Annotated in this window: 18 protein-coding genes; 7 read left to right on the top strand and 11 right to left on the bottom strand. The window is 72.2% G+C overall.

Annotated elements, in window-relative coordinates; all coding sequences use genetic code 11:
- Positions 1–323: 323 nt before the first annotated feature.
- The 4 genes from ACY34I_RS03990 to purS all read right to left on the bottom strand — a co-directional run bounded on the left by ACY34I_RS03990 (position 324) and on the right by purS (position 4,917).
- Positions 324–1,073 (bottom strand): 2-phosphosulfolactate phosphatase, encoded by a 750-nt coding sequence (locus tag ACY34I_RS03990; protein ID WP_148793944.1) that lies wholly within the window; start codon positions 1,071–1,073, stop codon positions 324–326.
- Positions 1,074–1,083: 10 nt separating this feature from the next.
- Complete coding sequence (gene purL, locus ACY34I_RS03985) at positions 1,084–3,906, bottom strand: phosphoribosylformylglycinamidine synthase subunit PurL (RefSeq protein ID WP_462752518.1); 2,823 nt, start codon at positions 3,904–3,906, stop codon at positions 1,084–1,086.
- Between the two features lie 67 nt (positions 3,907–3,973).
- A complete protein-coding gene (gene purQ, locus ACY34I_RS03980; RefSeq protein ID WP_462752516.1) occupies positions 3,974–4,657 on the bottom strand; it encodes a phosphoribosylformylglycinamidine synthase subunit PurQ in 684 nt (227 codons plus the stop codon).
- Positions 4,654–4,917, bottom strand: a complete 264-nt coding sequence (gene purS / locus ACY34I_RS03975; RefSeq protein WP_148793941.1) for a phosphoribosylformylglycinamidine synthase subunit PurS — start codon at positions 4,915–4,917, stop codon at positions 4,654–4,656. The genes purQ and purS overlap by 4 nt, the downstream gene beginning before the upstream one ends.
- A 353-nt stretch (positions 4,918–5,270) precedes the next feature.
- Between purS and ACY34I_RS03970 the strand changes: the two genes are divergently transcribed.
- Together ACY34I_RS03970 and ACY34I_RS03965 are read left to right on the top strand one after the other, a co-directional pair.
- Positions 5,271–5,954 (top strand): S1 family peptidase, encoded by a 684-nt coding sequence (locus ACY34I_RS03970; protein WP_462752513.1) that lies wholly within the window; start codon positions 5,271–5,273, stop codon positions 5,952–5,954.
- 24 nt (positions 5,955–5,978) lie between these two features.
- Complete coding sequence (locus ACY34I_RS03965) at positions 5,979–6,545, top strand: YbjQ family protein (RefSeq protein WP_462752511.1); 567 nt, start codon at positions 5,979–5,981, stop codon at positions 6,543–6,545.
- A gap of 93 nt (positions 6,546–6,638) precedes the next feature.
- Here ACY34I_RS03965 and purB read toward each other — a convergent pair whose 3' ends face one another.
- Positions 6,639–8,063, bottom strand: coding sequence for an adenylosuccinate lyase (gene purB, locus ACY34I_RS03960; protein ID WP_462752509.1), 1,425 nt, complete (start codon positions 8,061–8,063; stop codon positions 6,639–6,641).
- 132 nt (positions 8,064–8,195) lie between these two features.
- Between purB and ACY34I_RS03955 the strand changes: the two genes are divergently transcribed.
- A complete protein-coding gene (locus tag ACY34I_RS03955) occupies positions 8,196–8,936 on the top strand; it encodes an SDR family NAD(P)-dependent oxidoreductase (RefSeq protein ID WP_462752507.1) in 741 nt (246 codons plus the stop codon).
- A gap of 131 nt (positions 8,937–9,067) precedes the next feature.
- On the opposite strand, the gene ACY34I_RS03950 is transcribed toward ACY34I_RS03955, so the two are convergent.
- The 3 genes from ACY34I_RS03950 to ACY34I_RS03940 form a co-directional block, all read right to left on the bottom strand.
- Positions 9,068–10,387 carry a hypothetical protein gene (locus ACY34I_RS03950; RefSeq protein WP_462752505.1) on the bottom strand — a complete coding sequence of 440 codons (1,320 nt, stop codon included), beginning with the start codon at positions 10,385–10,387 and terminating at the stop codon, positions 9,068–9,070.
- Entirely contained in the window at positions 10,384–10,902 is a 519-nt protein-coding gene (locus tag ACY34I_RS03945) for a SigE family RNA polymerase sigma factor (RefSeq protein ID WP_462752503.1), read from the bottom strand. The genes ACY34I_RS03950 and ACY34I_RS03945 overlap by 4 nt, the downstream gene beginning before the upstream one ends.
- A gap of 72 nt (positions 10,903–10,974) precedes the next feature.
- Positions 10,975–11,226, bottom strand: coding sequence for a hypothetical protein (locus ACY34I_RS03940; RefSeq protein ID WP_148793934.1), 252 nt, complete (start codon positions 11,224–11,226; stop codon positions 10,975–10,977).
- 115 nt (positions 11,227–11,341) lie between these two features.
- On the opposite strand from ACY34I_RS03940, the gene ACY34I_RS03935 reads away from it, so the two are divergent.
- Entirely contained in the window at positions 11,342–11,863 is a 522-nt protein-coding gene (locus ACY34I_RS03935; protein WP_462752500.1) for a hypothetical protein, read from the top strand.
- 87 nt (positions 11,864–11,950) lie between these two features.
- On the opposite strand, the gene ACY34I_RS03930 is transcribed toward ACY34I_RS03935, so the two are convergent.
- The 3 genes from ACY34I_RS03930 to ACY34I_RS03920 form a co-directional block, all read right to left on the bottom strand.
- Positions 11,951–13,243 (bottom strand): acetyl-CoA C-acetyltransferase, encoded by a 1,293-nt coding sequence (locus ACY34I_RS03930; RefSeq protein ID WP_462752498.1) that lies wholly within the window; start codon positions 13,241–13,243, stop codon positions 11,951–11,953.
- Positions 13,244–13,431: 188 nt separating this feature from the next.
- Positions 13,432–14,286 carry an ABC transporter permease subunit gene (locus tag ACY34I_RS03925; RefSeq protein WP_462752496.1) on the bottom strand — a complete coding sequence of 285 codons (855 nt, stop codon included), beginning with the start codon at positions 14,284–14,286 and terminating at the stop codon, positions 13,432–13,434.
- Between the two features lie 67 nt (positions 14,287–14,353).
- Positions 14,354–15,271 (bottom strand): ABC transporter ATP-binding protein, encoded by a 918-nt coding sequence (locus ACY34I_RS03920; protein WP_462752493.1) that lies wholly within the window; start codon positions 15,269–15,271, stop codon positions 14,354–14,356.
- Positions 15,272–15,358: 87 nt separating this feature from the next.
- Between ACY34I_RS03920 and ACY34I_RS03915 the strand changes: the two genes are divergently transcribed.
- From ACY34I_RS03915 to ACY34I_RS03905, 3 genes are read left to right on the top strand one after another with little or no spacing between them, the layout of a single operon-like run.
- Positions 15,359–15,829 carry a GbsR/MarR family transcriptional regulator gene (locus tag ACY34I_RS03915; RefSeq protein WP_462752491.1) on the top strand — a complete coding sequence of 157 codons (471 nt, stop codon included), beginning with the start codon at positions 15,359–15,361 and terminating at the stop codon, positions 15,827–15,829.
- Between the two features lie 58 nt (positions 15,830–15,887).
- A complete protein-coding gene (locus tag ACY34I_RS03910; RefSeq protein ID WP_462752489.1) occupies positions 15,888–17,246 on the top strand; it encodes a 3-oxoacyl-ACP reductase in 1,359 nt (452 codons plus the stop codon).
- Positions 17,246–18,379, top strand: a complete 1,134-nt coding sequence (locus ACY34I_RS03905; RefSeq protein ID WP_462752555.1) for a MaoC/PaaZ C-terminal domain-containing protein — start codon at positions 17,246–17,248, stop codon at positions 18,377–18,379. Before ACY34I_RS03910 ends, ACY34I_RS03905 begins: the two co-directional genes overlap by 1 nt.
- The last annotated feature ends 30 nt before the right edge of the window (positions 18,380–18,409 follow it).

Below are 18,409 nucleotides of genomic sequence, written 5' to 3'. Positions count from 1 at the left end.
TCGACAGTGGCGGCGGCCAATCGGCGGTGGACGGTCGCCGGGCGCCCCCTTCACCGTGACCACCCACGGCAACCGACAGTTGTGGACGGCCCGCTACAGACCTGATGTCGTAAACGAATCAGGGAGGTCGGGCCGTCCCGGCTCAGGCGCGGCCGCGCGGACCGCGATCACGTGAGCCGTCTGCGCCATCAGGTTGGTAGCCACCGACCGGGCCAGGAGCCGGCCCACCGGAACCGCACGCCAAGCCGGGCCTCGCAGCGGAGCCGGATCTGGCGGCGCAGCCGGGCCAGGCGACCGAGCCCCGACCACGCGGCAGAGCCGGGTCAGGCAGCGGCGAAGTAGCCCTGACGCAGGACCGGCACCACGTCGGAGACACCCACCTGGACGGCGACCTCCACGTCCCCGGCGAAGCCGCCCTCAACGAGTTCCCGCCCGGAGACGCACCCCCGCACGGCGGCGGGTACGTCGGGCGTGCTGGCCAGCGCGGCCAGGGCCATCGCCGCCTCCACCGAGAGCCCGCCCGGCACTCCGGACAGGGCGTCGAGCACGCTGGCCGCCCCGAGCTGGTCCTCCACGCAGGGGCGCAGTGAACCGTCCGGCCAGCGCTCACCGGCGGCCACCACACCGACCGGCGCGTCGTTCGAGCCGTACCCCTCGGCGCGCAGCCAGCGCCCGACGGCGGGTGCGTTACGCAGGCACGCCGCCACCACCGGCACGCCGGTGGCGCTCGCGGCGGCGCTGATCGCCGAGCCGTTCGGCGAGGGCAGGACCAGGTCGGCGACGACCGGTGCGGTCCGCAACGCCGCCGGCGAGAGCGACCACGGGTGCTCCGGGGTCACCCGCCGGCGGCCGACCGCGGCGACCGCCCCGACCCGGCGGGCGTACTCGGCGGCCTGCTCTCCCCAGGGGAACGGGTGCACCCGCATGCCGCGGCTGACCGCCACCTCCACGGCGGTGGTGAACGAGAGCACGTCCACCACCACCAGGGCGGCACAGACCCGGCCGAGTTCCGCCGCCCCGGTCAGCCCCCAGTCGAACCGGGCGCCGGCACCGGGTTGTCCGTAGACGGCCAAGGCCAGGGCCTCAGCGCTGATCTGCCGCAGGGGCCTGCTCGTCCGGGTCACCGGCAGCCGTCGCGGAACCCGCCGGCCCGGCCTGCGCCGGTCCGGACGCTGCCTCGGGGCCGTCGGCCGGGGCGTCGTCGGGCGCGTCGCTGGCCGGCGCGGCCGCCACAGCCTCCGCCTGGGCGTCGACCGCTGCGGAACCAGCCTCGGCCGGGGCATCGGCCGCTGCGGAACCAGCCTCCGCCGGGGCGTCGGCAGCCGCGGCGACGGCCGCTGCAGCGTCCGTGGCCGACCCGGGCTCGTCCGCCGCCACCGGCTCCGCCACCGGAGGAACCGCCGCCTCCACCGCAGTGTCCGGGGCCACGGCGGCGTCCGCGGCCTCCGCCGGGGCGTCACCGGTCGCCTCCGCCGCGCTGACCGCCGCCGCGTCGCCGAAGAGGCGCGGCAGGGTCGCGGTGTGCGCGGCGCGCAGCTCGTCGAGGCCGATCCGGAACTGGTCGTGCACCTCCAGCGCACCGCTGGCCGGGTCGGTGACCCCGATGAACTCCCACGGCACCCCGTGCTCGGCGCAGAGCGCGGTGAACGCCTTCTCGTGCCCGCGCGGCACCGACACCAGCGCGCGGCCGGCCGACTCGCTGAACAGGAAGACGAACGGCATCGACCCGCCGGCGAAGTGCTCGGGCACCGCGACCCGGGCCCCGACGCCGCGCCGCAGGCAGGACTCGACCAGGCTCTGGGCGAGGCCGCCGTCGGAGAGGTCGTGCGCGGAGCTGAGGTGCCCCACCCGGGCGGCGGCGGCGAGCAGCTCGGCGAGCTGCCGCTCGCGGCCCAGGTCGACCTGCGGCGGGATGCCGCCGAGGTGCTCGTGGGTCACCCACGCCCACTCCGAGCCGGAGAGTTCGACGTGCGTCTCACCGAGCAGGAAGAGCTGGTCGTGGTCGCCACCCGCGCGCGGCACGAAGCCCATCGGCACCCGGTCCGCGACGTTGTCCAGCACGCCCAGCACGCCGACCACCGGGGTCGGGTGGATGGCCGCCGCGTTGGTCTGGTTGTAGAAGCTGACGTTGCCGCCGGTCACCGGGATCCCCAGCTCCAGGCAGCCGTCCGCCAGGCCGCGGACGGCCTCGGCGAACTGCCACATCACGCCCGGGTCCTCCGGCGAGCCGAAGTTGAGGCAGTTGGTCACGGCGATCGGCTTCGCGCCGGTCACCGCCACGTTCCGGTACGCCTCGGCCAGCGCGAGCTTCGTCCCGTGGTACGGGTCGAGGCGCGCGTACCGGCCGTTGCCGTCGACGGAGAGGGCGACGCCGAGGCCGGTCCGCTCGTCGATCCGGATCACGCCGGAGTCCTCCGGCTGGGCGAGCACGGTGTTGCCCAGCACGTACCGGTCGTACTGCTCGGTGACCCAGGTCTTGTCGGCCAGGTTCGGCGACGCGATCATGCGCAGCACGGTCTCCCGCAGCGCCTCCGGGTTGCTCGGCCGGGGCAGCGTCTCCGCCCGGTCGGCCTGGAGCAGGATCAGGTCGGCCGGCTCGCGCATCGGGCGGGCGTACACCGGCCCGTCGTCGACCAGGGAGCCCGGCGGCACGTCCACCACCACGTGGTCGCGCCAGGTGATCAGCAGGCGGCCCGGCTGGCCGTCCGGCGCGGGCGGGGTGACCTCACCGATCGCGGTGGCGAGCACGCCCCACTTCTCGGCGGTCTTGAGCACCGCGTCGAGCTTGTCCGGGGCGACGACCAGCAGCATCCGCTCCTGGGACTCGCTGGCCAGGATCTCGTGCGGCTCCATCGAGGGCTCGCGCAGCGGCACCCGCTCCAGCCAGACCCGCATGCCGGTGCCGGCCGCCGCGGCGGTCTCGGTGAGGGCACAGGTCAGGCCGGCGCCGCCGAGGTCCTGGATGCCGACGACCAGCTCGGCGTCGTACAGCTCCAGGCACGCCTCGATCAGCAGCTTCTCGGTGAACGGGTCGCCCACCTGGACGGACGGGCGGCGCTGCTCGCTGCCCTCGTCGAAGGTGGCGCTGGCTAGCACCGACACGCCGCCGATGCCGTCCCGGCCGGTCTTGGCACCCATCAGCACCACGACGTTGCCGGGGCCGGCGGCCTCCTTCTTCTGCAGCCGGTCGACCGGCAGCACGCCGAGGCAGAGCGCGTTGACCAGGGGGTTGCCCTGGTAGCAGGGGTCGAAGACCACCTCGCCGCCGATGTTCGGCAGGCCGAGGCAGTTGCCGTACCCGCCGACGCCGGCGACCACGCCGGGCAGCACCCGGGCGGTGTCCGGGTGGTCGGCCGCGCCGAAGCGCAGCGGGTCCATCACCGCGACCGGACGCGCGCCCATGGCGAGGATGTCGCGGACGATGCCGCCGACGCCGGTCGCCGCACCCTGGTACGGCTCGACGAAGCTCGGGTGGTTGTGCGACTCGACCTTGAAGGTCACCGCCAGCTCGTCGGAGACCTGGACCACCCCGGCGTTCTCCCCGATGCCGGCCAGCAGCCGGTCGCTCGGCGGAGCCTTCTCACCGAACTGGCGCAGGTGCACCTTGCTCGACTTGTAGGAGCAGTGCTCGCTCCACATGATCGAGTACATGGCCAGCTCGGACTGGGTGGGCCGGCGGTCGAGGATGTGCCGGATCCGTTCGTACTCGTCGTCGCGGAGGCCCAGCTCCGCGTACGGCTGCAGTTCGTCCGGCGTGTCGGCGGCCCGGGGCACGGTGTCCACGCCCGGGGTCCAGTCGTCGGCCGGGCCGGCCTGCTGCACCACGGCGGCCGTACGCGGCTCCGCCGGGTCGGCCGGGAGGGCGCCCGGTGTCTCCCGCAGGGCCGGGTCCGGATGGGTGGTCATGACCTCTCCTCGCTGCGCTCGCCGCCGGGGCGACGGGTGAGCCGACCGTTGATCCCGCCGCGCACGGTCACGCCGGCGCCCCCACCAGGTGCTTGAGCACCGAGGTGAAGAAGCCGAGACCGTCCAGGGAGGGGCCGGTGAGCGCCTCCACCGCGTGCTCGGGATGCGGCATGATGCCGACCACGTTGCCGGCCTCGTTGGTGATCGCGGCGATGTCACGCTGCGAGCCGTTGGGGTTGCCGCCGAGGTAGCGGGCCACAACCCGGCCCTCGGCCTCCAGGCGGTCCAGCGTCGCCGGGTCGGCGACGTAGCAGCCCTCGCCGTTCTTGACCGGGATCAGCACCTCCTGGCCCGGCTGGAACGCGTTGGTCCAGGCGGTGCCGACGGCCTCGATGCGGAGGATCTGGTCCCGGTTACGGAAGTGCAGGTGCTGGTTGCGGGTCAGCGCGCCCGGCAGGAGGTGGGCCTCGCAGAGGATCTGGAAGCCGTTGCAGATGCCGAGCACGGGCAGGCCGCCCCGGGCGGCGTCCACGATCGTCTCCATCACCGGGGCGAACCGGGCGATGGCCCCGCAGCGCAGGTAGTCACCGTAGGAGAAGCCACCGGGCAGCACCACGGCGTCCACGCCGTGCAGCTGCGGGTCGCCGTGCCACAGCTGGACCGGCTCGGCGCCGGCGATGCGTACGGCCCGGGCCGCGTCGCCGTCGTCGAGCGAGCCGGGGAAGGTGACCACACCGATCCGGGCGGTCACTGGTGCGCGTCCACGGGCTCGTCGGTCTCCACCAGGCGGACCGTGAAGTCCTCGATGACCGGGTTGGCCAGCAGCTTGTCGGCGATCTCCCGGGCCCGGTCCAGGTCCGGTTCACCGGTGAACTCGATCTCGATCCGCCTGCCGATCCGGACCGAGGCGACGTCGCTGACGCCGAGCCGGGGCAGCGCGTTTGCGACGGCCTGGCCCTGCGGATCGAGGATCTCGGGCTTGAGCATGACGTCGACGACGACGCGAGGCACGGGGCACTCCTGACTGTGTACGCAGTTGGGTGCCGGCCCATCAACGGGCGAGCGCAGCCAGCCTACCTGGCAGATACCGCCCCGGCCGAACCGGCCGGGGCGCGTCCGGGCAGTGATCGACGTGACCGCCCCGAGGGGGCTGCGCCGGATGTCCCGCCCTGCGCGGAACGCCCCCTTACCAGCGCCGACGCTGCGAAATTGTTACATCGGTTAATCTCTATCGACTTCTTGCCAGCGCCGGGCCGGAGCCCTACCGTACATCGATGTAAGTCGATGCATTGCCCGGCGACCACCCGTCGCCCGCTCCCCGTCACCCGGCGACCCCGGGTGCCCCGACGTAAGGAGTCCCCCCGATGCGCATCCGTTCCCTGCTCGCCACCGTCGGCGTCGCCATGATCGGCGTCCTCGGCACGGCGTCCGGCGCCGTCGCCGCCCCGGCCGGGCCGCAACCGATCATCGGCGGCGGCACCGTCTCCTCCGCGCCCTGGGCCGCCGCGGTGTTCAGCAACGGCTCGTTCACCTGCTCCGGCAGCGTCATCGCGTCCCAGTGGGTGCTCACCGCCCGGCACTGCATCAGCGGCAGCATGTCCGTTCGGGTCGGCAGCGTCTACTACGCCTCGGGCGGCACCACCCGCACGGTCAGCGCCACCTACACCCGCTACGACCTCGCGCTGATGCGGCTCTCCAGCCCGGTGACCACCTCCGCCGTGTCGCTGGCCAGCAGCAACCCGCCCATTGGGTCGACCAACTCGATCTACGGCTGGGGCATGACCTGCTACAGCGGCTGCAACCCGTCCAGCCAGCTCAAGACCGCCACCGTGCAGGTGACCAGCAACAGCGCCACCGACGCGTACGGCGGGCAGGCGATCCGCAGCAGCAGGATCAGCGGCAACGCCTGGCGGGGCGACTCGGGCGGCCCGCAGTTCTACAACGGCCGGCAGGTCGGCGTCGCCTCCACCGCCGACGGCGTGAGCATCCAGAATTACGGCAGCGTCGCGTACAACCGGTCCTGGATCACCTCGGTGGCCGGTGTCTGACGGTTAGCGCCGGTCACGGCGCGGATGGTCGGTGCCGCGCCGACCGTCCGCGCCGCCTCGTTTCGCAGCATCCGATCAGGTGAACAAGGCTCGCGAACCGGCCGCCGACCGGCTGACAGCATCGGAACCGTGCTGGTCGTGACGACGGATCAACTGCCCGGCTACGAGATCCGCCAGATCCTCGGCGAAGTGGTCTCCTCAATGGCGAGAACGCGGAACCCGTACCGCGAGGGGGTCAAGAACCTGCGCGGTGGCGCCTACGACCCGATGGCGCCGGACAACCTCACCCGCTGGCGTACCGACTCGGTGGCGCGGCTGGGCGAGGAGGCCCGGCGGCTCGGCGCGAACGCGGTGATCGGCATGCGGTTCGACAGCCGGGACTGCGGCGAGATGTGGATGGAGATCTGCGCGTACGGGACGGCGGTGATCGTCGTACCCAAGATGCCGGACGTCATGCCGCCCGACCAGCCGCTCGTCGCGGCCGACACCGCCACCGAGCCGGAGATCGCGTCCGCCCCCGGCGGCATCGCCGAACCCGCGAGCGCCCCCAACCTCTCCTCCGCCGCCGAAACCCCCACCCCGGGCTCCTGACCACCGGGCCCGCACGCGTTGATCATGAAGTTGCGCCGAAGTGGATCTCCGGGACCGCCGCCAACCTCATGATCAACCGAGCGGAGGCAGGGGTCAGAGGATGGGGGGTGGGGAATAGGCCGCCGCGTGGGGGTGGGATTCGACGATCTTGGCGATGCGGGCGGTCACCCGGTCGACCTGGGTGGCGGCGGCGCCGACGAAGGCGTTCCGGTCGGCCACCAGGGCGTCGATCTCGGCCCGGGTCAGGCCCAGGCGGCCGTCCGCGGCGAGGCGGTCGAAGAGGTCGTTCTCGGCGGCGCCCTTCTCCCGCATGGCCAGCGCCACCGCGACCGCGTGCTCCTTGATCACCTCGTGCGCGACCTCCCGGCCGACGCCGCGCCGGACCGCCGCGACCAGGATCTTGGTGGTGGCCAGGAACGGCAGGAAGCGCTCCAGCTCCCGGTTGATCACCGCCGGGTACGGGCCGAACTCGTCCAGCACGGTGAGGAAGGTCTGGAACAGCCCGTCGGCGGCGAAGAACGCGTCCGGCAGGGCCACCCGGCGGACCACGGAGCAGGAGACGTCCCCCTCGTTCCACTGGTCGCCGGCCAGCTCGCCGACCATCGACAGGTAACCGCGGATGATCACGGCGAAGCCGTTCACCCGCTCCGACGAGCGGGTGTTCATCTTGTGCGGCATCGCGCTGGAACCCACCTGGCCTGGCTTGAAGCCCTCGGTGACCAGCTCCTGGCCGACCATCAGCCGGATCGTGGTGGCCAGCGACGACGGTGCGGCGGCCACCTGGGAGAGCGCGGCGATCACCGCCACGTCGATCGAGCGGGGATAGACCTGCCCAACGCTGTCCAGCACCCGGCTGAACCCGAGGTGCTCGGCGACCCGGCGCTCCAGCTCGGCCACCTTCTCGGCGTCGCCGTCGAAGAGGTCGAGCTGGTCGGCGGCCGTGCCCACCGGTCCCTTGATGCCACGCAGCGGGAACCAGTTGATCAGGTCATCCAGCCGCTCGTACGCAATCAACAGCTCCTCGGCGGCCGAGGCGAAGCGCTTGCCCAGCGTGGTGGCCTGCGCCGCGACGTTGTGCGACCGGCCGGTCATCACCAGGCCGGAGTACTCGTGGGCGTGCCAGGCGAGCCGGGCCAGGGTGGCGACCACCCGGTCCCGGATCAGCTCCAGCGAGGCACGGATCTGCAGCTGCTCGACGTTCTCGGTGAGGTCGCGGGAGGTCATCCCCTTGTGCACGTGCTCGTGCCCGGCGAGCGCGCTGAACTCCTCGATCCGGGCCTTCACGTCGTGCCGGGTGACCCGCTCACGTGCCGCGATCGAGGCCAGGTCGACGGCGTCGACCACCCGCTCGTACGCCTCGACCACCCCGTCCGGCACCGGCACGCCGAGGTCCCGCTGGGCCTTCAGGACGGCGAGCCAGAGCCGCCGCTCCATGCGGACCTTCTCCTCGGGCGACCAGAGGGCGACCAGCTCGGGCGAGGCGTACCGGTTGGCGAGCACGTTCGGGATCGTCGTCACGGCCCTCATTCTCCCGTACCCGCCCGGGACGCTCCGGGCGGGCCGCCGGCCGGACCGGTACCGGCCAACCGCTCAACTGGGGGCTGGATAAGGTGATCATCCGGTGCAATCGACTGACGAGAATGGGGAAGCGTGTCCAGACTTACCGGCAAGGTCGCCCTGGTCACCGGCGGGAGCCGCGGTATCGGTGCCGCCGTCGTACGCCGCCTGGCCGAGGACGGAGCCCACGTCGCGTTCACCTACCGCGAGGCGGGGGACAGCGCGAAGGCCGTGGTCGCCGACATCGAGGCGTACGGCCGCACCGGCCTGGCGATCCAGGCCGACAGCATCGACCCGGCGGCCGTGGTCGCGGCGGTCGAGCGGACCGTCGCCGAGCTGGGCCGGCTGGACATCCTGGTCAACAACGCCGGGGTGTTCGCGGCGGCGCCGATCGAGGAGGTCAGCCTCGACTACCTCGACCGGGCCATCGCCGTGCACGTCCGCGGGGTGTTCCTGGCCACCCAGGCGGCGGTACGCCACATGCGCGCCGGCGGGCGGATCGTCAACATCGGCAGCAGCTTCGCCAGCCGCGTTCCGGCCCCCGGCGTAAGCGTCTACGCCATGACCAAGAGCGCGGTCAACGGCCTGACCAGGGCCCTCGCCCGGGAACTCGGCCCGCGCGGGATCACCGTCAACGTGCTCCTGCCCGGGTCCACCGACACCGACATGAACCCGGCGGACAGCGCCGGCGCCGACGCGCAGCGGGCGCACATCGCCCTCGGCCGGTACGGGACGCCCGCCGACGTGGCGGCGACGGTCAGCCACCTGGTGGGCGACGGCGGCCGGCACATCAGCGGCGCGTCGATCGCCATCGACGGCGGCACCACCGCCTGACCCGGCGGCCCTGACCAGGGCACCACCTCGCCGATCCGGCGGCATCCCGGGCCACCCGATACCGCCATGTCGCCGACCCGGCGCCCTGGGCAGCGGCCGCGAACCGCGTGACCGCTGCCCAGGCAGATCGGCTACCGCACGGGGGCCAGGGCGATCGCGGTGTCGAACGCGACGGCCTGCTGCTGCGCGGCGGTCAGCGGGAACTTCCCGTCGGGCGGGTCGCCGGTGAGGGTGACCGCCAGCCAGGAGCCGTCCTTGCGCCGGACGCTGACCGTGCGCTCGGCCGAGCCCGCTCGGCTGTTGGTGACGGTGCGGTACCGCTCCCCGTGCGGCCCGGTGCCCGACTTGCAGCTGTAGACGGTGGTCGACTTTCCGCAGGTCGAGTCTCCGGAGAAATCCGGATCGCGCCGGCTGATCTGCACCGAGAAGAGCCCGGCCTCCGTGCCGACCAGAATCCGCCCCTGGCCCCAGTAGCTGTCGGCGGTGTTGTCACCCCCGGTGTCCGTCCAGGCCGATTCCAGGTCGGTGCCGTTGTCCGCCCTGACCTCGGGAGCCTGCCGGCGCAGCGCCAAGAACACCGCGCTGTCGATGCGCCGCTGCTGTGCGGAATCGAACGGGCCACTGAGCCGGGTCGGGGTCGACGTGGGAGTTGGCGTCCGCGGCGCCTCGGAAGGCAGCGGCGGCGGGGTCACCACCACTCCGGGCGGCAACGGGCCCAGGGCGACAGCCGGGTCGAGCGCGATGGCGGTCTGCTGCTCGACGGCCAGTGGCAGGCCGCCCTCCGGCGACGTGCTCAACAGGGTCACCGTGAGGTACGTGTTGTCCGGTCGGAGGACGGTCACGTCCCGGGTTGTGGATACCCGCGGCTGGCCCTTCCGGTCCTGGTCCACCCGGCTGCTGACCCGCGTCTTGATTCGCTCGCCGTGCGGCCCCGCACTCTCCCGGCAGGTCAGATGCTGTTCCGGCAGGTCCACACAGCGCCCGGTGAACAGGTCGGGCCGTTGCCGGTCGATTTGCACCATGAAGTGTCCTTCGATCCCGTCGACGCTGATCCCGCTCTGGCGGAAGTACGTCAGGAGGGTCTTTGGCTGTTTGCCGCCCTCCGAGCGCCAGCGGGGCGTACCCGGGGAGGCCGGGTTGATCCACACCGCTCCGGGCGCCTCACGCTTCACCGCCGCGACGACGGCGTCGTCCAGCCGCGCCAGGTCCTCCGGGGTGCCCGCCACGGTGGTGATCCCCGGGCGTACGGCGGGTGCCGGTGGCGGCTCGGCCACCGGTGACAGCAGGGCCGCCGTGGCGGTCACGCCCAGCACGGCCGCCGCCGCGGCACCGCAGGCCGCCCAGCGCCGCAACCGGAGGTTGCGGCGCTGCCGCGTGATCACCTGACCGACGTCGATCGTCGAGGCCGGCGAGTCGCCGATCGCCTCGTCCAGCAGTTGGCGATAGCTCATGCCCACTCCTCCATCGCTCGACCCGACGCGTTGGTGGCGAGGACGCGGAGCGTGTCGAGGCCGCGGGCCGCCTGGCTCTTCACGGTGCCGGGGCTGATCCCCAGCGCCTCGGCGGTCTCCTCCACCGACAGGTCGCAGTAGAAGCGCAGCACGATCACCGCCCGCCGCCGTGGCGGCAACTGATCCAGCAGTTCGAGCAGGGCCTGCCGGTCGGTCAGGGCCGCCTGCGGCAACGCCAGATCGACCTGGTCCGGCACCTCGTCGGTCGCCCGCTCCCGCCGCCACGGCCGGCGCCGCTCGTCCAGCCAGGCGTTGGTCAGCATCCCGCGCACGTACGCGTCGACGTTCTCCACCGCGCGGACCCGCCGCCAGTGCCGGTAGAGCTTGCCGATGGTGATGGAGACCAGGTCATCGGCCATGTGCCAGTCGCGGCAGAGCAGGTACGCCGTGCGCCGCAACGCCTCCAGGCGGGCGACCACGAATTGCCGGTACTCGTCCTCGTCGGCCCGGTTCACGATCCGGGGTCCCTCGTTCGCCTCATGCCCAGGTGACGGAGGGACCCTGGGCGGGGGTTGCCCGGGAGCGGATCAGGACGGCGCGGGTCGTCCGGTGAGGGAGGTGTACAAACCGGCAGACGCCTCCTCCTCGGTGTCGAACCGCTCGCGGACGTCGTACACGCCGCGCTCGTAGAGGCCGATCTCCCAACCGCCGCCGGGCGAGCGGCGGAGGAACCAGAAGTCGGGAGGAACCGGCACGTGCTCGTGCACATCCTCCAGTTCGAAGGCGTCCGGCGACAGCCCCGCCGCCAGCAGGGCGCCGCGCACCTGATGCCGGTCCACTCCCGACCTCAACCTCCCGATGAAGGACGATCTACACATCGCAGCCGGCCACGCCCTACCTCGTGGCGTTGTTCGCGGCTATTCTACGAGGATTGATGTCCTGCGGGGGGATTGAGTGACCAGGGCCGATTTGAAAATTCTAGTTCTCATTATTGGAATGTTTTTCATCCCATTGAGCTTGGCCGGATGCGGAACCAACGGGGAGTCGGGCGGGGAAACCAAGATCTTCGAAATTGCCAACACGGCAGAAGTGCTCGGAAAGCCGGATGAAGGAGAGGTGACCATCAGGAAGCATTATATGATCCTGAACCCACCCAAAGATCTGACCCAGTTGAAAGAATTGGTTGAAAAATACAGCAAGGACCACCCGATCGAGGGAGAACCTGAGGCAGCAGGACGCAAGGCCAGGTTCTTCCACATGTACTTCTATCGGGAAAGTGACGATCTGCCGAGAGACTGGCAGCCTGACGAAGGCTACCTGAGCACAGATCGCTTGGAACATCACAGGAACGATCTCATTGCCTCGATAACCTGGTCGGATGCCGACCCGCGAAAAGAATACGACAGCTACGACAAAACCAGCACGGGCAAGATCATCAAGAGGATGCGCTTCATTGAGGATCAGCTTGTCGGGTAATGCTGGGCGAGGCGCTGCGCCGCGACGGGTCGGCGTGAGCTGAAAGCGTCGGTTCGCCGCCAACCACAGCGCCGGGGTTGTTTGGAGTCAGCGCTCCAGGATCGCCGTCACGCCCTGCCCGCCCGCCGCGCAGATGGAGATCAGGCCCCGGCCGCTCCCCTTCTGATCGAGAAGCTTCGCGAGGGTGGCCACGATCCGGCCGCCGGTGGCCGCGAAGGGGTGCCCGGCGGCCAGCGAGGAGCCGTTGACATTGAGCTTGTCCCGGTCGATCGACCCGAGCGGCGCGTCCAGGCCCAGCCGCTCCTTGCAGAACTCCGGCGACTCCCAGGCGGCCAGGGTGGCCAGCACCTGCGAGGCGAACGCCTCGTGGATCTCGTAGAAGTCGAAGTCCTTGAGCGTGAGGCCGGCCCGGGCCAGCATCCGGGGCACCGCGTACGCGGGGGCCATCAGCAGCCCTTCGTCGCCGTGCACGAAGTCGACCGCCGCGGTCTCGCACCAGGAGAACCAGGCCAGCACCGGCAGGTGGTGCTCCCGCGCCCACTCCTCCGAGGCCAGCAGCACCGTCGACGCGCCGTCGGTGAGCGGGGACGAGTTGCCGGCGGTCATGGTGGCCCGCTCGGCGTCCGCGCCCTTCGCACCGAAGACCGGCTTCAGCGAGCCGAGCTTCTCCAGGCTGGTGTCCGGGCGCAGGTTCTGGTCCCGGGTCAGCCCGAGGTAGGGGGTCATCAGGTCGTCGAAAAACCCCTTCTCGTACGCGGCGGCGAGCCGCTGGTGCGAGCGGAGTGCCAGCTCGTCCTGGGCCTGCCGGTCGATGTTCCAGCGCAGCGCCGTCCGCGCCGCGTGCTCCCCCATGGACAGCCCGGTACGCGGCTCCGCGTTGCGCGGGATCTCCGGCTTGAACGGCTGGTGCGGGCGCAGCTTCGCCGCGATCTTCAGCCGCTCGCCGAGGGTCCGGGCGGAGTTGAGCGCGAGCAGCGTACGGCGCAGGTCCTCGTTGATGGCCAGTGGCGCGTCCGAGGTGGTGTCGACGCCGCCGGCGATGCCGACCTCGAGCTGCCCGAGGGCGATCTTGTTGGCGACCAGGATGGCGGCTTCGAGCCCGGTGCCGCAGGCCTGCTGGATGTCGTACGCCGGGGTGTGCGGGTCGAGCCGGGAGCCGAGCACCACTTCGCGGGTGAGGTTGAAGTCCCGGGAGTGCTTGAGCACCGCGCCGGCGACCACCTCGCCGACCCGCTGCCCCGCCAGGCCGAACCGGGCGACCAGCCCGTCGAGCGCCGCGCCGAGCATGTCGGCGTTGGACGCGTGCGCGTAGCGCGAGTTGGACCGGGCGAAGGGGATGCGGTTGCCGCCGATGACCGCAACCCGCCGGACACTCTGCACGATCGGCCTCCTCGATTCGGTTGCCCGTACCCTACTCGCCAGTAGGCTACGCCGCCGGACGGCGGCCGCGCGAGTCCTCAACGCATCGACCCGGCACGCACCGCCACGTGCCGGCCCGGCGCGGACCGGCAGTTGTCAACGGGCCCCCGGTACGACGCGAGGCGTTGACCGGGGGCCTTCCATTCAGCTCAGCGGCCGAGGTCGCGCTGGGCGAACCGCAGGATGCCCATCCCGAGCAGGACGGCGGTGGCGGCGGCCAGGACCAGCGGGCCGGTCGGCTCGAAGCCGTACCGCAGCGGTTCGCCACCGAGGTAGTGGTGGAACGGGGTGAGGTGACGCGCCCACTCGGCGCCGAGTTGAGGAGCGAACCCGTTCAGGGCGTAGCCGAGCACGCCCAGGCCGGCGGTGAGCCCGAAGACCGTGGCCCGGCTCTTCCCGGTGGCCGCACCGAAGGCCGTCGCGAGTGCGCCGAAGAAGACCCCGAGCAGCGCCAGGTTGACCGCCTGGGCGGTGAAGTTGGCGACGCTGATCGAGTCCAGGCGGGCGGACGCCCGCACGGCGAGCACGGCGGCCAGGACGGCCGCGGAGATCACCACAGCGCCGACGGCCAGGGCGGCGAACCGGTGCAGCACCAGCCGGGCCCGCCCGATGGGATGCGCCAGCAGCAGGTCGAGGTAGCCGGACTCCTCGTCCGAGGAGATCATCCGAGCTCCGGTCGCCGCGCCGTAGAAGGTGGCGAGCAGCGGCACGAGCAGCCCGAACACCGCCCCCTGGAGGTAGCCGGCAGCACTGGCGGTGTCGTCCAGCCCGAAGCCTCGCATCGCCTCCGGCACGCTCGGCGCGGACTCGGCGGACAACTGCGGGTAGAAGATGGCGTACGCCATGGCAAGCAGACCAGTGGCCAGCGCCCAGACGGTCAGGACCCGGCGGTTGTCGTAGATCGTCTTGCCGAACATCGACCGGCTGAAGACCCAGGCCAGCCTCGACGTCCCGGGGACCGGGCCGGCAGCGGTGGGGCCGATCTGCGTCGCTGGTGAATTCATCGTGCCGCCGTTCGTCGTCGCGCCCTTTCGGGCGGCGGAGTGGGTGGAGGGGAGGGAGGTGCGGGCATCAGGCGACATCGGCCATCTCCCGCCGCGCCGGGTGGCCGGTGTAGTAGCCGTGGAACAGTTCCTCCAGGTCCGGGGTGTCGGCGTGCAGGCCGGTAACGGTGTGCCGGGCGGCCGCTTTCAGCAGCGCGTCCGGGGTGCCGTCGATCCGGCAGTCGAGGTCGGAACCCCGTACGACCAGGTCCCGGACGCCGGGCAGGCCCGTGAACTCCGCGGCCCGGACCGGCTCGGCGAAGGTGATTCGGACCCGCAGATGGGACCGAGCGCGCAGGTCGGCGACGGTGTCCAGGGCGACGAGCCGCCCCTCGCGGATGATCGCGACCCGGTCGGCGACCGCCTCGACCTCGCTCATCACGTGGCTGGACATGAAGACGGTCCGCCCGTCCTGCCGGGTCTCGGCGACCAGTTCCAGGAACGTCTGCTGCACCAGTGGGTCCAGCCCCGACGTCGGTTCGTCCAGGATCAGCAGTTCCGGCCGGTGCATGAACGCCTGCACCAGCCCGACCTTCTGCCGGTTGCCCTTGGACAGGCTCCTGATCCGGGCGGTCAGGTCCAGTTCGAGGCGGTCGGCCAGCTCGATGATCCGAGCCGCGGGCACGCCGCCGCGCAGGTTGCCGAGGAAGGTCAGGCACTCCCCGGCCCGCTGGCGGCCGTCGACCACGAAGTCACCGGCGAGGTAGCCGATCCGGCGGTGCAGGTCGACGGCGTCGGCGGCGGGATCCAACCCGAGTACGCGGGCGGAGCCCGCGGTGGGGCGGATCAGGTCCAGCAGCAGCCGGATGGTGGTGGACTTCCCGGCCCCGTTGGGGCCGAGGTAGCCGAACACCTCGCCCGGCTGCACGTCGAGGGTCAGGCCGGCCAGGCCACGCCGGGATCCGTACGTCTTGGTAAGCCCGTTGAGCTCGATAGCGGGAGGCATGAGGAGAAGTTATCAGAGGTTTCAGAGGTTTTTGAAGACTGAGAGATGCTAGAGTTGGGCCGATCACACCGGAGGAGGGCGACAACCTTGGCGGACACCACGGCGGCGGCCGAACACATGGCGCTGATCCTGTCCCAGGGCGGGCTACAGAAAGCGACCGCGCGGGTGATGGCGGCCTTTCTCTTCGCCGACTCGGAGAGCGTGACCGCCACCGAGCTCACCGAGCAGCTCGGCGTCAGCTCAGGCTCGGTGTCGGGCGCCATCAAGATGCTGTCGACGGTGGGCCTGATCGAACGGGTGCCGGCACCGGGCAGCCGCCGGGAACACTACCGGCTGCGGGAGGGCGCCTGGGCGACCCTGATGTCCACGCAGAACGGCATGGTCAAGTCCATGTTCGAGGCGGCCGACCAGGGGATAGCCGCCGCGGGGAAGGACAGTCCCGCCGCCCGGCGGCTGGCCGAGATGCGCGATTTCTACGGCTTCATGTTCCGCGAACTCCCCGCCCTGGTGGACCGCTGGCGGGCCGAACGAAACGCCGGACCGAGTTCCGGCACCTGACGACCGGCTGGGGCGTGGCAGGGGTTGCGTCCAACCTACTCGTCAGTAGGCTACGGTCATGAGCGACCGCTACGCGAGCTTCGTCCAGACGGGGGCCGGCCGCGCGCTGGTCAAGCGTCTCGGGCTGCCCGACCCGCCCCGACTGCGCCGGCACACGCCCGGCGACCCGCTCGTTCCCGGGCCGGTCCTGCTCGGCTCGTCGACCAGCGGCCGGCTCGCCGAGCCGGTCGGCAAGACCCTGACCGCCGCCGGGGTCGAGCTGCCCGACCCGGCCGCCGTCACCGGCGCCACCTCGCGCTTCGCCGCCCTGGTGTACGACGCGACCGGCATCACCGACTCCACCGAGCTGCACCAGCTCTACGACTTCTTCCACCCGCACGCCCGGGCGCTGCTCCCCTGCGGTCGGGTGATCGTGCTGGGCACCCCGCCGGCCGAATGCGACTCGCCCCGCGAGGCGACCGCACAGCGCGCCCTGGAGGGGCTGACCCGCAGCATCGGCAAGGAGTTCGGCCGGGGCGTCACCGCCCAGCTCGCGTACGTCACGAGGAACGGCGACGGCGGCACCCCGGTCAGTCTGGAGTCCACGCTCTGGTTCCTGTTGTCGGGCCGGTCCGCGTACGTCTCCGGGCAGGTGATCCGGGTCGGCACCGGCACCGCCACCGCACCTGCCGACTGGGACCGGCCGCTGGACGGCCAGGTGGTGCTGGTCACCGGGGCGGCCCGGGGCATCGGCGCGGCCCTGGCCCGGGTGCTCGCCCGGGACGGCGCCCGGGTGGTCGCGCTGGACATCCCCGCCGCCGGGGACGAGTTGGCCGCCGTCGCCAACGAGGTCGGCGGCAGCGCGGTGCAGCTCGACCTGACGGCGGCGGACGCCCCGACCCGGCTGGCCGAGCACCTGGCGCGCCGGCACGGCCGGGTCGATGTGGTGGTGCACAACGCCGGCATCACCCGCGACCGGACCCTCGGCCGGATGGACGCCGACCGCTGGGACTCGGTGATCGACGTGAACCTGTCCAGCCAGGAGCGGATCAACGACGTGCTGCTGGAGCGAGACCTGATCCCGGCCGGTGGGCGGATCGTCTCGGTCTCCTCGATCGCCGGCATCGCCGGCAACCGGGGGCAGACCAACTATGCGACCAGCAAGGCCGGCGTGATCGGCCTGGTCGACTCGCTCGCCCCGGTGCTGCGCGAGCGCGGGATCAGCCTCAACGCGGTCGCGCCCGGGTTCATCGAGACCCGGCTGACCGCCCGGATCCCGCTGATGATCCGGGAGGCGGGCCGCCGGATGAACAGCATGGCCCAGGGCGGCCTGCCGGTGGACGTGGCCGAGACGATCGGCTGGCTCTCGTGGCCCGCGACCGGCGCGGTCAGTGGCAACATCATCCGCGTGTGCGGCCAGAGTCTGCTGGGGGCGTGATGGCGCGGCGTAAGCAGCGGCGGTCGGCGGAGCCGATCGAGGAACTGTCGGTGCACGAGCTGATCGAGGGGCCGACCCAGGACCTCACCGCGGCCCGGGCCGCCGTGGCGGGGGCGGACGCCGACCCGCGCCCGTCCGCCGAGGCGACCCAGGACCTCTCCGGCCTTGCCGCCGAGGCCACCCGAGACCTCTCCGCGGCGGCCGCCGAGGTCACCCGGGACCTGTCGACCGTCGCCGGGGCGGCGGTCGCACCGGCGACCGGCGGCACCGAGGGACGGGTCCGGATCGACCTGCCCCGGATGCCGGCGGCCGGCGTGCTCTACCGGCGGGCCCTGCTCGGCGCGCTGCCCGGGATGGGCGGCCGGCGCGGCCGGGAACTGCCCGAGGTGGAGCTCGGCGTCACCGGCGTGACCGTGGACCCGGCACACCTGGCCGACTACGACCGGGTCTGCGGCTTCCGGCTCACCGACCGGCTGCCGGCGACGTACGTGCACGTGCTGGGCTTCCCGCTGGCGCTGCGGCTGATGACCGCGGCGGAGTTCCCCATCCCGCTGACCGGGGTGGTGCACGTGGCGAACCGGATCACCGTGCACCGGCCGATCGAGGCCGGCGAAACCCTGGACTTCCACACGTACGCCGAGAACCTGCGCCCGCACGAGCGGGGCCGGCAGCTCGACGTGGTGCTGGTCGGCTCGGTCGACGGCGCGGAGGTCTGGCGGGGCGTCTCGACGTACCTCGGGAAGGAGCGGACGGCGGGCGGCGGTCCGCGGCGCGACCGGGGTGACCGCCCGAGCCCGCCGGCCGCCTCGGCGCACTGGCGGGTGACCCGCCGGGTGGGGACCGACTACGCCCGGGTCTCCGGGGACCACAACCCGATCCACACCTCGCGGCTCGGGGCCCGCCTGTTCGGCTTCCCCCACCCGATCGCCCACGGCATGTGGAGCAAGGCGCACTGTCTGGCCGCGCTGGAGAGCCGGCTGCCGGAGGCGTTCACGGTGGACGTCGCGTTCAAGCTGCCGGTGCCGCTGCCGTCCACGGTGGCCTTCAGCGCCACCGCGGCCGACGCGACCTGGGACTTCGCCCTGCACGACGCGCGGTCCGGCGGACCGCAGTTGGTGGGCGCCGTCCGCTGAGGGAAGAAGGGCTTGGCGTTCCCCCCTTCG

Source organism: Micromonospora sp. RTBAU3-60, assembly GCF_054963695.1.
This window is presented reverse-complemented; position numbering and strand designations above follow the sequence as displayed.

Bases quoted from the DNA above. Each gene is read 5' to 3' on its own strand.
- purL (WP_462752518.1), bottom strand. From the start codon at position 3,906: ATGACCACCCATCCGGACCCGGCCCTGCGGGAGACACCGGGCGCCCTC.
- ACY34I_RS03970 (WP_462752513.1), top strand. From the start codon at position 5,271: ATGCGCATCCGTTCCCTGCTCGCCACCGTCGGCGTCGCCATGATCGGC.
- ACY34I_RS03965 (WP_462752511.1), top strand. From the start codon at position 5,979: ATGGTCGGTGCCGCGCCGACCGTCCGCGCCGCCTCGTTTCGCAGCATC.
- ACY34I_RS03950 (WP_462752505.1), bottom strand. From the start codon at position 10,387: ATGAGCTATCGCCAACTGCTGGACGAGGCGATCGGCGACTCGCCGGCC.
- ACY34I_RS03925 (WP_462752496.1), bottom strand. From the start codon at position 14,286: ATGAATTCACCAGCGACGCAGATCGGCCCCACCGCTGCCGGCCCGGTC.
- ACY34I_RS03920 (WP_462752493.1), bottom strand. From the start codon at position 15,271: ATGCCTCCCGCTATCGAGCTCAACGGGCTTACCAAGACGTACGGATCC.
- ACY34I_RS03910 (WP_462752489.1), top strand. From the start codon at position 15,888: ATGAGCGACCGCTACGCGAGCTTCGTCCAGACGGGGGCCGGCCGCGCG.
- ACY34I_RS03905 (WP_462752555.1), top strand. From the start codon at position 17,246: ATGGCGCGGCGTAAGCAGCGGCGGTCGGCGGAGCCGATCGAGGAACTG.